We start from the raw sequence: 14,243 nt of genomic DNA on the forward strand, positions 1-14,243 counted from the left end.
GTCAGCCTTGGCGGCGTTCGCTTGCGTGGCCAGGGCGATGGCGCGACGGCGGGCTTCCTGCTCCTCGGCCGACAGGGCGCCGCCGGCGGGTTGCGACGGACGCGGACCTTGCGGACGCGGCGCCTGAGCGGCCTGTTGAGGACGCGCGACATCGAAGCCCTGCGGACGTTGCGGTCCGCCGCCGCCGGCGCGGCGCTTGGTCTCGACCACCACCGTCTTGGATCGGCCATGGCTGAAGCTCTGCTTCACGGTGCCGGTCGGCACCGATCCCACAACGCGCGGCTTCAGGCTCAGCGGAGCGCGCGGCCCCGTCTGGGACGGCGTGCCGCCCGTGTTGCCCTGGCCTTGGTTGGTCTTGTCGTTTTCGTCGCTCATCCGGTCGCTTTACTCGGGGCGGAAAGGCCCGCCGTCCTCATCTAATACCCATGAACGACCGTGAGCCCGTCTCCGCCCTTGGAGACAGGCCATCGGCCGCTAAAATCCTCAGCTCGCCCCTGTCGGGGGTGCTCCCGCCGATCCGTCCTCGACACTGGAAACGTCCCAGTGAGGGGGGCGAAGCGGCCGAAATCCAGCCAGTCGTTCGACCTCGATGGTCCAGCGATCGGCGCGTCCGCCCGCAAGCAGGACGGCGTGTATCGCATTTTCCAGCCCAAGGGCCAAACTCAAATCGTCCGCCGTGAACGCGCCGCAGATCTTGGCGGTCTGATGACGGGCCAGGGCGAGGATCTTTCCGCGCCCGTCGGCCGAGCCATCGGCGGCTTCCAGCACCCAGGCGGCCTTGCCCGCACGCAGGCTCGCCGCGGTTTTCTCGAAGCCGGATATAAGAACGCCTTCGCGCCGGGCAAGACCCAGCTGGTCGAGACAGCGCCTTGCCAGCAGCCGTTCGATGACATCGGCCAGGTCGGCCGGGGCGGTCAATTTGGTCTTGGCCGCGCGGGTGAAGCCGTTTTTCTTGACCGCCGCCTCGACCGAGGCGCGGCTGGCTTCGACCCACAGGCCGCGTCCGGGCAGTTTCCTGCCCAGGTCGGGGACCACCTGGCCATCGGGCCCGGCGACGAAACGGATCAGACGAGATTCGTCCATGACTTCGTGAGAGACGAGGTCCCGGCGTTCCCTATCGATCGTTGCGTCGCGCAAGCTCATATGTGGCCAGGTCTCCCATCACGCGTTCGACGGTTCGGCGTCGGACTCTTCGCCCTCGGCCGTGTCGTCTTCGGCAGGCGCGTCGCCGAACACCTGGTCCGGATCGTATTCGCCCTCGGCGTAATCGCCCTCTTCTTCGTACTCTTCCGGCTCGGGCTGCGGCAGTTCCGAAGCGTCGATCCAGCCGGCGGCCACGCGCGCCTGCAGGATCAGCAGCTCAGCGTCTTCTTGCGCCAGGTTGAAGCTTTCCAGCACGCCGGGGACCTTCACCCGCTCGCCGTTCTTGACCTCATAGCCGCCGCGGATTTCGTCGGTGGCCAGGTCGGCCAGATCCTCGACCGTCTTCACGCCGCCTTCGCCCAGGGCGACGGCCATGGGCAGGGTGACGCCCGGCACCTGAAGCACGCCGTCCTCGACGCCCAGTTCGACGCGCTTGGCGTCCAGCTCGGCGGCCTTCTTGTCCAGATATTCGCGGGCGCGGGCTTGAAGCTCTTCAGCGGTTTCTTCGTCGAAGCCTTCGATCTCGGAGACTTCGTACGGATCGACGTAGGCCAGATCTTCGACCGTGGCGAAGCCTTCGGTGACCAGCAGCTGGGCGATGACTTCGTCGACGTCCAGGGCTTCCTGGAACAGGCCGGTGCGCTCGGCGAACTCGCGCTGACGACGCTCGGAGTCCTGAGCCTCGGTGATGATGTCGATCTGCCAGCCGGTCAGCTGCGAGGCCAGGCGGACGTTCTGGCCGCGACGGCCGATGGCCAGCGACAGCTGCTCGTCCGGCACGACCACTTCGACGCGACCGGCTTCTTCGTCCAGCACGACCTTGGAGACTTCGGCCGGGGCCAGGGCGTTGACGATGAAGGTCGGCTCGTCCGGATTCCACTGGATGATGTCGATCTTCTCGCCCTGCAGTTCGGCGACGACCGCCTGAACGCGCGAGCCGCGCATGCCGACGCAGGCGCCGACGGGATCGATGGAGCTGTCGTTCGACAGGACGGCCATCTTGGCGCGCGAGCCGGAGTCACGGGCGGCGGCGCGGATCTCGATCACGCCGTCATAAACTTCCGGCACTTCCTGGGCGAACAGCTTGGCCATGAAGCCGGGGTGGGCGCGCGACAGCATGACCTGCGGCCCCTTGGCCTCGGGCCGGACGTCGTAGATATAGGTGCGGATTCGGTCGCCGATGTTGAACACTTCGCGCGGGATGGACTGGTCGCGGCGCATGACGCCTTCGCCCCGACCCAGGTCGACGATGGTGTTGCCGTATTCGACGCGCTTGACCGTGCCGTTGACGATCTCGCCGACGCGATCCTTGAACTCTTCATACTGGTTGGCGCGCTCGGCCTCGCGGACCTTTCCGGTCACGACCTGGCGGGCCATCTGGGTTTGCACCCGACCGAACTCGAACGGCGGCAGGTTCTCGACGTATTCCTTGCCGACCACCGCCTCCGGATCGCGCTTGGAGGCGTCCTTCAGGCGCACCATGGCGCTGTCGTTGAACTCTTCCAGCTCGTCTTCCGGCATCCAGTCGTCCTCGACGATGGTGACGTGACGGGTCAGCGACAACTCGCCGGTCTTGTGGTCGATCTTGGCGCGGATGTCGTGGTGCGCGCCGTAGCGCGACTTGGCGCCCTTCTGAATCGCTTCTTCGATCGCCTCGATGACGATTTCGCGCTCGATGTTCTTCTCGCGGGCGACGGCCTCGGCGATCTGCAGCAGTTCGAGGCGGTTGGCGGAAATACCGGTGACGGCCATCAGGCGTTGTCCTCAGAAGGGGTCGTGGTGTCGGTTGTCAGGTCGGAGGCTTCCCCTTCGGGAAGGCCGTCGTCTTCGGGTTCGCCGCGTGCGGCGCGAATGGCGGCGCCCCGTTTCATCAGGGCGTCGGTCAGGACCAGCTTCGCGTCGCTCAGCCAGTCGAAGGGGATCAGGGCGGTATCGTCCTCGCCGTCCAGGTCGATCAGGACGTTGCCGTCTTCATAGCCGGCCAGCACGCCCTTGAACCGCTTGCGGCCCTCGATCATGCGGTCGGTTTCCAGACGCGCCTCCTCGCCCTCGAACAGGTCGAAGTCGATGGGACGGGTCAAGGGCCGGTCGATGCCGGGCGACGACACCTCCAGCATATATTCGCCGGGGATGGGGTCGGCGGCGTCGAACACTTCCGACACCGCGCGGCTCAGCTTGGCGCATTGTTCGACCGAGATGTCGTGGTCGGACGGCCGCTCGGCCATGATCTGGAGGCGCTGACGTTTGGAGCCGGTCATCAGGCGCACGCGCACGACGTCCAGGCCCAACGACTCCGCGATGGGGTCGATCAGGTCCAGCAGTTGGCGATCCTGGGCGGTTCTTACGCGCAAGCGACAAATATCCAAAACAAAAGCGGCGGTCCGTCCGGGCCGCCGCTTGGAACGACGCCGTTGGACGCCGGTCTAACGATGTGAGCGCCATATAGGCCAACCGAAAGGGGTTGTCAGCCCCCCGCGATCAAACCCGCCGTCAGCGCGGCCCCAGATAGTCGCGCTTGCCGATCTCGACGCCCGCCGCGCGCAACAGGGCGTAGGTCATTGTGACGTGGAAAAAGAAGTTCGGCAGCGCAAACCCCGTCAGATAATCGACGCCGTTGAACTCGTGCTGCCCGCCAGGGAATTTCAGCACCACTTCGCGCGTCTCGGCGCCCTCGAAGGCATCGCGGGGCACGCTTTCGATATAGGCGATGGACAGAGCGATGGTGGCCTTCAGCTCGGCGAACGACGCTTCGGTATCGTCCGTCTTGGGCCAGTCCTGTCCGACCAGCCGGGCGACGCAGGCCCGCGCCGAAAACGCCGCCGTGCGCACCTGGGCTGGGAACGGGTTCATGTCCGGGGCGAGACGCGCCTCCATCAGGGCCGCCTCATCGAACCCCTGGGCAAGCGCCTTGTCGAGCAAGGCCGACAGATTGTTCAGCGTACGCACGAAGACGGGCGCCGAGGCGTCGTAGATCGAAAAGGCCATGGAGGTCAGGTCCGGTTGGAACGACCCCTTAGCTGCTAATCGACGCGCCGATATTCAAGGAAGACCGGGGTCGTGTCGCCAAGCTTCTTTTCTTCGTAGCGGGTCACGACGTGATCGGCAGGCGGGACGAACCAGTCCTGATCCGCGGAGCCGATCCGCTCCAGTCCCGGCGTGCGGTTCAGCCGCTCCAGCGCCCATTCGGCGTAGTCCAGCCAATCGGTGACGAAGCGCAGGGTCCCGCCAGGCTTCAGGATGCGGGCGAAGGCCTGGGCCGTCTCGTCCTGCAATAGACGGCGTTTGTTGTGGCGCGCCTTGTGCCACGGGTCGGGGAACAGGATCAGCACCCGATCGACCGAAGCGTCCGGAAGGGCGTCGACCAGGTCGCGCGCGTCGTCGGCATGGATGCGGACGTTCTTCAGTCCGCCCTCTTCCACGTGACGCAGGGCCGAGGCGACCCCGTTCAGGAAGGGCTCGCAGCCGATCACCAGGGCGTCGGGCCGCGTCGCCGCCTGGGCGGCCATATGCTCGCCGCCGCCGAAGCCGATCTCCAGCCAGACCTCGGTCGCCTCGGGCATCATCGTCTTGGGGTCCAGCGGCCCGGCCTTGGGATCGGGCACGGCGATCTCGGGCAGCAGGGTCTCCATCAATGCCGCCTGGCGGGGCTTAATGGGGCGGGCCTTGATGCGGCCGAACGATCGCAGCGGGCGGTCGAGATGCGGGTTTTCGTCCTCGGGATGGTCATCGGCGTTCATGCGTCTGCCGTTAGCCGTCGCCGGCCAAAGCGTCCAGAACTAGCGTCCAGAAGACGAACGCCGAAACCTTTTGACGGTCGCGGCCGAACGCCCTTCTATGCCGATCACAAGCGGCGTCGGGGCTGACGCTTCGCGGGAGAGGGATTTCGATGATCGGACATCATCTGCGGGGCGTCAGCCTCGCGGCCATTACATGCGCCGTGCTGGGCCTGTCGGCCTGCGCCACCACCAGCTCAACCCCTGATGATACGGCCGCGAAACCGTCGAAGGAGCGGACATTGGCCGCCGGTCTGGATCCCGCGACGACGCTGGATCCCTATCCCTCCACCTATCAGCCCTTGCCGCGCGAGAACTTCGCCGTGGTCGGCGCAACCGTCCTGACCGGCACGGATCGCAAGATCGAGAACGGCGTGGTCGTGGTCACGGACGGCAAGATCGCGGCCGTCGGCGACGCCTCGACCCCCGTCCCTTCCGGCTATCGCGTCGTCGAGGCGCGCGGCCGTTATGTCACCCCCGGCGTCATCGACGTGCACAGCCACCTGGGCGTCTATCCGTCTCCCGGCGTCTCGGGCATGAGCGACGGCAACGAGGCGACCAGCCCGAACACCGCCCAGGTCTGGGCCGAACATTCGCTGTGGCCCCAGGACCCCGGTTTCAACACCGCCCGCGCCGGCGGCGTGACCACGCTTCACATCCTGCCCGGCTCGGCCAATCTGTTCGGCGGACGCGGCGTGACGATCCGCAACGTGCCCTCGATCACCATGCAGGGGCTGAAGTTCCCGGCCGCGCCCTATACGGTCAAGATGGCCTGCGGCGAGAACCCGTCGCGCGTCTATGGCGGGCGCAACCAGAGCCCGGCGACGGGCATGGGCAATATGGCTGGCTATCGCGCCGCCTTCATCGCCGCGCGCGACTACAAGGCCAAATGGGACAAGTGGCGCGAGGACGGCGAAGGCGCCGCCCCGACCCGCAACCTTCAGAACGAGACCCTGATGGGCGTTCTGGATGGCTCGATCCTGATCCAGAACCACTGCTACCGCGCCGACGAGATGGCGCTGATGATGGATATGGCCAAGGAGTTCGGCTACCGCATCACCACCTTCCACCACGCGACCGAGGCCTACAAGCTGGCGCCGCAACTGGCCGCCAACGGCATCTGCGCGGCCATGTGGACCGGCTGGTGGGGCTTCAAGATGGAGGCCCTGGACGCCATTGAGGAGAACGCCGCTCTGGTCGACGCCCAGCAGGGATCGTGCGCCGTCATCCACTCCGACGACGCCGAACTGACCCAACGGCTCAACCAGGAAGCCGCGGCCGCCCTGTCGGCCGGTCGCCGCGCCGGGCTGAATATTTCCGAAGAACACGCCATCGGCTGGATCACCTCCAACGCCGCCAAGGCCATCGGCATCGCCGACCAGACCGGGTCGCTGGAGCCCGGCAAGCGCGCCGACGTGGTGATCTGGAGCGCCGATCCCTTTTCGATCTACGCCCGCGCCGATCAGGTCTTCATCGACGGCGCCCTGACCTTTGATCGCAGCAACCCCGCCTATCAACCGACCAGCGACTTCGAACTGGGTCAGCCGGGCTATGGCCTGACCGCCGCCAACGTCACGGAAGGAGCCCGCTGATGCGCCTGTCTCACATCCTCGCGGGCGCCGTCGCGGCCCTGTCTCTCGCCGTTCCTGCGATGGCGCAGGAAACCGTCGCCATTGTCGGCGGGCGCATCCTGACCGGCGACTCCGTCATCGAGAACGGCACGGTCGTGATCCGCGACGGTAAGATCGTTTCGGTGGGCTCAGGCGGAGCGCCGTCCGGCGCCCGCGTCATCGACGCGGCGGGCAAGACCGTCGCGCCCGGTTTCGTCGCCGTGGATTCCGGCCTGGCCGGAACCGAGGTCGGCTCGGTCAGCGGCACCAACGAACTGCGCAACAGCGCCAATACCCTCAGCGCCGCCTTCGACATCTCGTACGGTCTGGACCCCTGGTCCTTCACCCTGCCGGTGGCGCGGCTGGGCGGCATCACCCGCGCCATCGTCGTGCCCCAGCATCCCGGCTCTTCCGGCGGCCATGTCCATGAGGACGAGACGGCCGGCGCCGGCGACGGCGGCTATCAGACGCCGGGCCTGTTCGCGGGTCAGGCGGCGATCATCAATCTGGGCCAGGGATCCAACATCCTGGTCAAGCCGCGCGTGGCCATGGTCGCCCCCTTCGGTGAAGCGGGCGCCGACATCGCCGGCGGGGCGCGCGGGGCGCAGTTCGTCCTGTTCAAGGAGACGCTGTCGGAGGTCCGCCTCTATGCCCGCAACAAGTCGGCCTATGAGCGGGCGGGCCTGCGCGACCTCAGCCTGTCGCGCGCCGATCTTGAGGCTCTGATCCCCGTCGCCAACGGGACGATGCCGCTGATCGTGACCGTCCACCGCGCCTCGGATATTCAGCAGGTTCTGCGCCTGGCGCGCGAGGAAGGGATCAAACTGATCCTGGACGGCACCGAGGAAGGCTGGCTGGTCGCCGGCGACATCGCCGCAGCCGGCGTGCCGGTGCTGCTGAACCCCATCTCCAACCTGCCCAGCGATTTCGAGATGCGGGCGGCGCGGGCGGAGAATGCGGCGGCCCTGAATGCGGCGGGTGTCTTGATCGCCATCAAGGGCAACGAAGGCTCGACCCACCGCGCCCGCGAGGCCCGCTACAACGCCGGCAACGCCGTCTCGCACGGCCTGCCCTACGGCGCCGCCATCGCCGCCCTGACGGTCAATCCGGCGAAGATCTTCGGCATGGCCGGGCAGTTCGGCCAGATCGCACCGGGCGCAGCGGGTGACGTCGTGGTCTGGTCCGGCGATCCGCTGGAGCCGCTTAGCCAACCGTCGGCCGTTTTCGTCAATGGCGTCGAACAGCCCCTGACCAGCCGCCCGCTGATGCTGCGCGACCGCTATCGCCAGCAGACGCCGATGCCGCCGGCGTATCGCAACTGAGGACCGCTTTGGTCTGAACGGAAAGGGCGGGGCCGCACGGTCCCGCCCTTTTTGGTTGGGGCGCTGTGCGAACTCACTATGCTGGGCCTCAAGTAGCGCGAAGCGCGATAGGCCCAACCAAGTATGCCCACGGTTCTCTACATCGATGCCGACGCCTGCCCCGTGAAGGAGGAGGTCTATCGCGTCGCGCGCCGATACGGGCTGAAGACCTATGTCGTCTCCAACACCTGGATGCAGGTTCCGCGCGAGGCGCTGATCGAACAGGTGTTGGTGGACGCCGGCCCCGACATCGCCGACGACTGGATCGCCGAGCGGGCGGGCGTGGGCGACGTGGTCATCACCGCCGATATCCCCTTGGCGGACCGGTGTCTGAAGTCGGGCGCCCAGGCGCTGAAGTCGAACGGACAGCCCTTCACCCCGGACTCCATCGGCTCGGCCCTGGCGGGACGGATGGTGGGCGAGCATCTGCGGTCGATGGGCGTGGCGACCTCCGGCCCGCCGCCGTTTTCGGCCGCCGATCGTTCGCGTTTCTTGCAGGCCTTGGATCAGGCTGTGGTCAAGGCGCGCAAGGCGGCGACATGACCACCGTCATCCCCGAGGACGAGCTGGAGTTTCACTTCTACCGCGCGGGCGGTCCGGGCGGGCAGAACGTCAACAAGGTCTCGACCGCCGTCCAGATGCGGTTCGATGTGAAGAACTCGCCGTCGCTGACCGACCCGGTCAAGGCGCGGCTGATGAAGCTGGCCGGAAGTCGGCTGACGCTGGAAGGAGTGATCCTGGTCACCGCCGTGCGTCATCGCACCCAGGAGCGAAATCGCGCCGACGCCATCGAACGGCTTCAGGCCATGGTCGACGAGGCCTCGATCCGCCCCGTCTATCGCGTGCCGACACGCCCGACCAAGGCGTCCAAGGAACGCCGTCTCAAGGCCAAGACGACCCGCGCCTCGATCAAGTCGGGGCGCGGCAAGCCTTCGCTGGACTGACGATCAACTCTGGGCAGGGCGGAACAGCAGGGCGGCGATCTTGTCCTCGGCGTCGAAGCCGATCAGCCATTCGGTGACCTGATTGTCGAAGGTGACCTTGAACATCTGGGCCTCGCCTTCCTGCTTGACGTATTCGACCGTCTTGACGGCGCCGAAGCCTTTGATCAGCGGGACCACCTGGGCCTCCTGTTGCCGGATCTGGGTCCCAAGACCCGTCGTGAAATCCGAATAATCGAAGCCAGTCCCCTGGGCGCCGGCGATCACGGCCCGCAAGGCCTCTTCCGAACGCGCGATGTCGGGAGCTTGGGCGGCGGACGCCGTTGCGGGCGCAGCGGCAGGGCGGGCTTGAGGCGCTGCGGTTTGAGCCGGGCGGTCGAAGGCGTTCGGCACGGCGCCGGCGGCGGCCTGAGCCAGGGCGGACACGGGCGCCAGCAGCACGGCTGCTGCGATAGCGGTCTTCATCAGGGTCGGCTTCATAGCAAAAGCTCCGGTCAGGTCAGATAGGGCCAGAGCGAAAGGCCCAGGGCCGCCAGGGCCGCGATGACCGCGACCGTGACTGAAGCCGCCACACAAGCCGGAGTTCCCGACTTTTCGATGATCACCGCCGCCGGGCGCGGAGACTCCTGAACCAGGCGCGAGATGGCGCGGGCCGCGGCGATCATTTCGTTGATCGCATCACGCGCCTGGGCCTGCGGTCCCAGTTCGCGCCGGATCCAGCGTTCGACCACCGGCTGAGCGGCCTTCCACAGATCGTGATCGGGTTGCAGCCGGCGCGCCACGCCCTCGACCGAGACCATGGTCTTTTGCAGCAGGATAAGTTCGGGCCGCAGCCGCATGTCGAACAGGGCGGTGATCTCGAACAACTGGCCCAGGAGCCGGCCCATCGACACCTGGCTGGCGGCGCGGCCGATCACCGGTTCGCCGACGGCGCGCAGCGCCTGAGCGAAGGTCTCGACCGAATGGTGCGGCGGCACGTAGCCGGCCTCGAAATGCACGCGCGAAATCCGGTCGTAGTCGCGGCTGATGAAGCCCCACAGGATCTCGGCCAGATAGCGCCGCTCGGCCGGTCCCAGCCGCCCGACGATGCCGAAGTCGATGGCGGTCAGATGGGCCGGAGCGCTGGCGAACAAATTGCCCTCGTGCAGGTCGGCGTGAAACACACCATGGTCCAACGCCTGCACCAGGAAGGCCCGCACGACATTGTCGGCCAACTGATCCTTGTCCAATCCTGGCAGGTCCGTAAGCGCCGGATCTGTCATGGGCACGCCTTGCGCCCACTCCAGCGTCAGCACGCGCTTGCCCACCCCGTCCCAGATCACGGCCGGCGCGGACATATATCCGTCCTTGGCCAGAACCTCGGCCATCTCGCTGGCGGCGGCGGCCTCCAGCCGCATGTCCAGCTCCAAATCAAGGGAGTTGGCGATGGTCTCGACAAAGGCGGACGGCTCCAGCCGCCGCGCCATCGGCACGAGCCGCCAGACGAGCCGCGCGGCCAGCCGCATTGAATCCAGGCCATTGGCGACCCGCCGCTCGACCCCCGGCCGCAGCACCTTGACCGCGACGGCCCGCCCATCAGCCAAGGTCGCGCGGTGCGCCTGAGCCAGGGAGGCGGCGGCGACCGGCGGGCTGAGGTCGATGAACAGACTTTCGGCCGGACGACCCAGCGACTTCTCGATCTCGCGCCGCGCCTCTTCCAGCGAAAAGGCCGGCAGGGCGTCCTTCAATCGGCCAAGGTCGCGCGCGAATTCCAGCCCGAAGATATCGGCGCGCGTGGCCAGAACCTGACCCAGTTTGATCGCCACGGGGCCCAGATGTTCGAACGCCTTGCCCAGCCTCTGGCCCGGCCGACCCTGGCGGCCAGCTCGACCTGAGAACAGTTGCACGAACCGAGCAAACGGCCGCGTCCAGGCCGGCAGCAGATGGGTCACCTCGCGCGGGATCAGGGCGTCATGACGCGCCAAGACCCACAGCCAGCCCAGCAGGCGCAGGAAGGACGCAACCGGGTTCTGGACCGCGACCGTCGCGGGCGGCGGCGGGGCCGTGCGATAGATCCGGCTGGTCAGATCGCCCACCCGTGATGGATGGCGGCGATCCCGCCCGACAGATTGGTGACGGACACGCGGCGGAAGCCGGCGTCCTCGATCATGCCCTTGAACGTATTCTGATCGGGGAAGCGACGGATGCTCTCGACCAGATACTGATAGCTGTCGCGATCCTTGGCGACCCAGCCGCCGATGCGCGGAATGGCGTGGAAAGACCAGGCGTCATAGACCTTGCGGATCGGCGTGGTCGTGGGGCGCGAGAACTCCAGGCACAGGAACCGACCGCCCGGCTTCAGCACCCGGCGCGCCTCGGCCAGGGCCTTGTCGATATGGGCCACGTTGCGGATGCCGAAACTGATCGAATAGGCGTCGACCGAGGCGTCAGGCAGCGGCAGGTTCATGGCGTCGCCGACGCTCCACTGCATCTCCGGTTCGCCGCCCTTGTGGACGCCCGCCAGGATCATCTCGGCGTTGTAGTCCAGCACGATGACATTGGCGTCCTCGCCGCCGCGCCGCTCCTGGGCTGCGCGCGCCATCCTGGAATAGCGACGCGCCATGTCGCCGGTGCCGCCCGCGATGTCCAGAATGGTCTCGCCCGGACGCGGGTTCAGCTTGGCTGCGGCGATGTCCTTCCAGATGCGGTGGACGCCGACGCTCATCAGGTCGTTCATCACATCGTAGTTGGAGGCGACGGAATCGAAGACCCCGCGCACCATTTTCACCTTCTCGCGCGCATCCACGTCGCGAAAGCCGAAGGAAGAACGATCACCCGACGAATGCGGGCCGTGGGAGGAGGCGTCGGTCATAGTCGTCGTCTAGCGCGTCGCAGCGCCCCCGTCATCCGATGAGACACCCGATCAGGCCGCTTCGGGCTGCGGCAGTTTCAAATCCTTCATCACGTCGCGCATGAGGCCGTAACAGCCGCACGACGCCGCCTCCAGACCGTCGCGATCCAGCACCCTGACCCAGCCGCGTCCCCGCTGGATCAGCGACTTGCGCTCCAGTACCGTGCCGACCTCCGACACCGTGGCGCGACGCACGCCCAGCATGCCGGCGATATCGGCCTGCGTCAGATCGATCCGGTCGTCCTCGGCCCGGTCGTGAAGCATCAACAGCCAGCGGGCCAACCGTTCGTCCAGCCGGTGCTGGGCGTTGCAGGCGGCCGCCTGCTGCACCTGCGCCATCAAACCTTCGGTGAAGCGCGACAGGGCCGAGCGCAGAGTCTCGCTGTCTTCCAGCGCCTCACCGAACACCTCGGCCGAGCAATGGGCCGCGATCCCGTCGCGTTGCGAAATGGCCCGACTGGCGGCGCGGGCGTTGAACGGCCCGCAGGTCACGCCGATCAGGCCTTCACGCCCGATGGCGGCCGTCTCCACCATCTTGTCATCCGGCAGGATGGTCATCAGCGACACCACGCCCTTGATCGGAAACCACACCTGATCGACCGCCTCGCCGGCGTCATAGAGCATCTGGCCGCGTGTGATCTCGCGCTCTTTCAGATGCGGTTCGATCCGCTTGCGGTCGGCCGCATCCAGAGCGGCGATCCAGAGATTTTCCATCCTAACCCCGCTGGCGACCGATGACGCCGAAGAGCGACGATCGCTGCTCGATCAATGCACAAGCTTGACCATGGGTTCCCTAAACGATCCGCGCGGCTTCGCCGCTTGCCGCCATCCATCAGGCGCCCTACGCCAAAGAAAAAGAGGAAACGCGATGACCGACACACGGCTTGACGTAGCGGAAACGCTGAAGGATTTGCCTGCCTGGCGCGCGCATGACGGCGATCGCCCGGCCATCACGCGGACGCTGAAGTTCGCGGATTTCAACGCCGCCTTCGGCTTCATGACCCGCGTCGCCCTGATGGCCGACAAGATGGACCACCATCCCGAATGGTCGAATGTTTACGACCGCGTCGAGATCCTGCTCACCACCCACGACGCCGATGGCGTGACGGACAAGGACGTGACCCTGGCCCGCTTCATTGACGACGCCGCCGCCGGCATGGGGGTGAAGTCGTGAGCGGCTCCGCGCGTTCCGGCCGCGTCGCCGGCAAGACGGCCCTGATCACCGGCGCGGCCGGCGGCCTGGGCGAAGCCATGGCCTTCATGCTAGCCCGCGAGGGCGCCCGCGTCGCCGTCACCGACATCGACGCCGCACGCGCTCAAGCCTTGGCGAGCCGGATCAATGCGGAAGTTCCGGACGCCGCCTTCGCCTATGCCCACGACGTGGCCAGCGAGGCCGAATGGGAAGGCGTGATCGCCGCCGCTGTCGCCGATCTCGGCGGCCTGTCGGTGCTGGTGAACAACGCCGGCGTCGGCGGCCCCCTGGCCTTCGTCGAGCAGGACACTATCGAGAACTGGCAGCGTCAGTACGAGATCAATCTGCGCTCCATCATGCTGGGGGCCAAACACGCCATGCCGCATCTGCGCGCCTCGGCTCCGGCCTCGATCATCAACATCTCCTCGATCGCAGGGCTCGCGGCCGCCCCCGGCATGGGCGCCTATAACGCCACCAAGGCGGCGGTCTGGATGTACACCAAGACGCTGGCGCTGGAGGCCGCCAAGGCCGAATGGAACGTGCGCTGCAACTCGGTCCATCCCGTCTTCATCAAGACGCCCATCCTGGATCCCTTCATCGCCATGGCCGGCGGGGACGAGGACAAGGCGCACGAGCGCCTCGCGCGTGGCATTCCTTTGAAGCGGATCGGCGAACCCGACGACGTCGCCTACTGCGTCCTCTATCTGGCGTCCGACGAATCCAAGTTCGTCACCGGGTCCGAGTTCAAGATCGACGGCGGCATGACGGCGCAGTAGGGCGGCGCCCTACTGCTTTCTTTTTGGGCCTATCGCGCTTCGCGCTGCTTGAGCCGTTGGCCTTCCTTGTCGGTGATTGATGGCGGCCATCCGGTCGTCATCCGCGCATTCGGGATTGAGGCCGCTTGCGCCATGCTGTAAGCGGCCTGTTCCGGCGTCGCGCCGGCCGACGCACCCGTAGCTCAGCTGGATAGAGTGCTGCCCTCCGAAGGCAGAGGTCACAGGTTCGAATCCTGTCGGGTGCGCCACTTCCTCAAAACCTATTGAAAACGCTACAGGTTTACCGTCTGCGGGACCGTTTTGCGGCGATGTCTACACAACCTGTCTACACAATTCCACCGACGATCATGGCCTAACGCCCTCTAATCATTGGGTTAATCGTCAAAGCAGCGTCTACACAAAGCGTCTACACATTGTTCGAACGCATTTGGTCGAGAAACGCGGTCAGATTCACTATCGGCGACGTGTTCCCGAGTCTTTGCGCGGGGTCGTCGGCAAGAAGGAAATCTGGAGATCGTTGGGGACGGACAGCCCCACGGTCGCCAAGCGTCGCGCTT

Annotated in this window: 17 protein-coding genes and 1 tRNA gene; 8 read left to right on the top strand and 10 right to left on the bottom strand. The window is 66.6% G+C overall.

Annotated features, from left to right (window positions below; all coding sequences use genetic code 11):
- From B3T77_RS11440 to trmB, 6 genes are all read right to left on the bottom strand, one after another.
- The coding region (locus B3T77_RS11440) for a translation initiation factor IF-2 associated domain-containing protein (RefSeq protein WP_292079703.1) at positions 1-375 on the bottom strand (375 nt) is incomplete at its 3' end.
- 108 nt (positions 376-483) lie between these two features.
- On the bottom strand, positions 484-1,143 hold the full coding sequence (locus B3T77_RS11445; RefSeq protein WP_292079705.1) for an RNA-binding protein: 660 nt from the start codon (positions 1,141-1,143) through the stop codon (positions 484-486).
- An 18-nt stretch (positions 1,144-1,161) separates the two neighbouring features.
- On the bottom strand, positions 1,162-2,895 hold the full coding sequence (gene nusA, locus B3T77_RS11450) for a transcription termination factor NusA (protein WP_066625070.1): 1,734 nt from the start codon (positions 2,893-2,895) through the stop codon (positions 1,162-1,164).
- Positions 2,895-3,494: a ribosome maturation factor RimP gene (gene rimP / locus B3T77_RS11455; RefSeq protein WP_292079708.1), complete on the bottom strand. Its 600-nt coding sequence runs from the start codon at positions 3,492-3,494 to the stop codon at positions 2,895-2,897. Before rimP ends, nusA begins: the two co-directional genes overlap by 1 nt.
- Positions 3,495-3,633: 139 nt before the next feature.
- Complete coding sequence (locus tag B3T77_RS11460; RefSeq protein ID WP_066553704.1) at positions 3,634-4,128, bottom strand: DUF1993 domain-containing protein; 495 nt, start codon at positions 4,126-4,128, stop codon at positions 3,634-3,636.
- Between the two features lie 35 nt (positions 4,129-4,163).
- Positions 4,164-4,880 carry a tRNA (guanosine(46)-N7)-methyltransferase TrmB gene (trmB, locus tag B3T77_RS11465; protein ID WP_066553702.1) on the bottom strand — a complete coding sequence of 239 codons (717 nt, stop codon included), beginning with the start codon at positions 4,878-4,880 and terminating at the stop codon, positions 4,164-4,166.
- A gap of 149 nt (positions 4,881-5,029) precedes the next feature.
- On the opposite strand from trmB, the gene B3T77_RS11470 reads away from it, so the two are divergent.
- The 4 genes from B3T77_RS11470 to arfB all read left to right on the top strand — a co-directional run bounded on the left by B3T77_RS11470 (position 5,030) and on the right by arfB (position 8,831).
- Positions 5,030-6,508, top strand: coding sequence for an amidohydrolase (locus B3T77_RS11470; RefSeq protein WP_292079712.1), 1,479 nt, complete (start codon positions 5,030-5,032; stop codon positions 6,506-6,508).
- Positions 6,508-7,848, top strand: a complete 1,341-nt coding sequence (locus B3T77_RS11475) for an amidohydrolase family protein (protein WP_292079715.1) — start codon at positions 6,508-6,510, stop codon at positions 7,846-7,848. The genes B3T77_RS11470 and B3T77_RS11475 overlap by 1 nt, the downstream gene beginning before the upstream one ends.
- 123 nt (positions 7,849-7,971) lie before the next feature.
- Positions 7,972-8,430, top strand: coding sequence for a YaiI/YqxD family protein (locus B3T77_RS11480; RefSeq protein ID WP_292079717.1), 459 nt, complete (start codon positions 7,972-7,974; stop codon positions 8,428-8,430).
- Positions 8,427-8,831, top strand: coding sequence for an alternative ribosome rescue aminoacyl-tRNA hydrolase ArfB (gene arfB, locus B3T77_RS11485; RefSeq protein WP_292079719.1), 405 nt, complete (start codon positions 8,427-8,429; stop codon positions 8,829-8,831). Before B3T77_RS11480 ends, arfB begins: the two co-directional genes overlap by 4 nt.
- 3 nt (positions 8,832-8,834) lie before the next feature.
- On the opposite strand, the gene B3T77_RS11490 is transcribed toward arfB, so the two are convergent.
- Genes B3T77_RS11490 through B3T77_RS11505 form a run of 4 tightly spaced genes read right to left on the bottom strand, consistent with a single transcriptional unit; the run spans position 8,835 to position 12,432 of the window.
- Positions 8,835-9,308 (bottom strand): hypothetical protein, encoded by a 474-nt coding sequence (locus B3T77_RS11490; protein ID WP_292079720.1) that lies wholly within the window; start codon positions 9,306-9,308, stop codon positions 8,835-8,837.
- 14 nt (positions 9,309-9,322) lie between these two features.
- Positions 9,323-10,903, bottom strand: coding sequence for a 2-polyprenylphenol 6-hydroxylase (ubiB, locus tag B3T77_RS11495; protein WP_292079722.1), 1,581 nt, complete (start codon positions 10,901-10,903; stop codon positions 9,323-9,325).
- Positions 10,891-11,679, bottom strand: coding sequence for a class I SAM-dependent methyltransferase (locus tag B3T77_RS11500; RefSeq protein ID WP_292079724.1), 789 nt, complete (start codon positions 11,677-11,679; stop codon positions 10,891-10,893). The genes ubiB and B3T77_RS11500 overlap by 13 nt, the downstream gene beginning before the upstream one ends.
- A 51-nt stretch (positions 11,680-11,730) precedes the next feature.
- Positions 11,731-12,432 (bottom strand): Crp/Fnr family transcriptional regulator, encoded by a 702-nt coding sequence (locus B3T77_RS11505; protein WP_055754686.1) that lies wholly within the window; start codon positions 12,430-12,432, stop codon positions 11,731-11,733.
- 154 nt (positions 12,433-12,586) lie between these two features.
- On the opposite strand from B3T77_RS11505, the gene B3T77_RS11510 reads away from it, so the two are divergent.
- The 4 genes from B3T77_RS11510 to B3T77_RS16375 all read left to right on the top strand — a co-directional run.
- A complete protein-coding gene (locus B3T77_RS11510; protein ID WP_017504996.1) occupies positions 12,587-12,892 on the top strand; it encodes a 4a-hydroxytetrahydrobiopterin dehydratase in 306 nt (101 codons plus the stop codon).
- On the top strand, positions 12,889-13,686 hold the full coding sequence (locus B3T77_RS11515) for an SDR family oxidoreductase (RefSeq protein WP_165114607.1): 798 nt from the start codon (positions 12,889-12,891) through the stop codon (positions 13,684-13,686). The genes B3T77_RS11510 and B3T77_RS11515 overlap by 4 nt, the downstream gene beginning before the upstream one ends.
- 171 nt (positions 13,687-13,857) lie before the next feature.
- Positions 13,858-13,934 (top strand) — tRNA-Arg (locus B3T77_RS11520).
- 179 nt (positions 13,935-14,113) lie between these two features.
- The coding region (locus B3T77_RS16375) for a DUF6538 domain-containing protein (RefSeq protein WP_414633156.1) at positions 14,114-14,243 on the top strand (130 nt) is incomplete at its 3' end.

This window comes from Brevundimonas sp. UBA7838 (genome assembly GCF_002500885.1).
GTDB lineage: Bacteria > Pseudomonadota > Alphaproteobacteria > Caulobacterales > Caulobacteraceae > Brevundimonas > Brevundimonas vesicularis_C.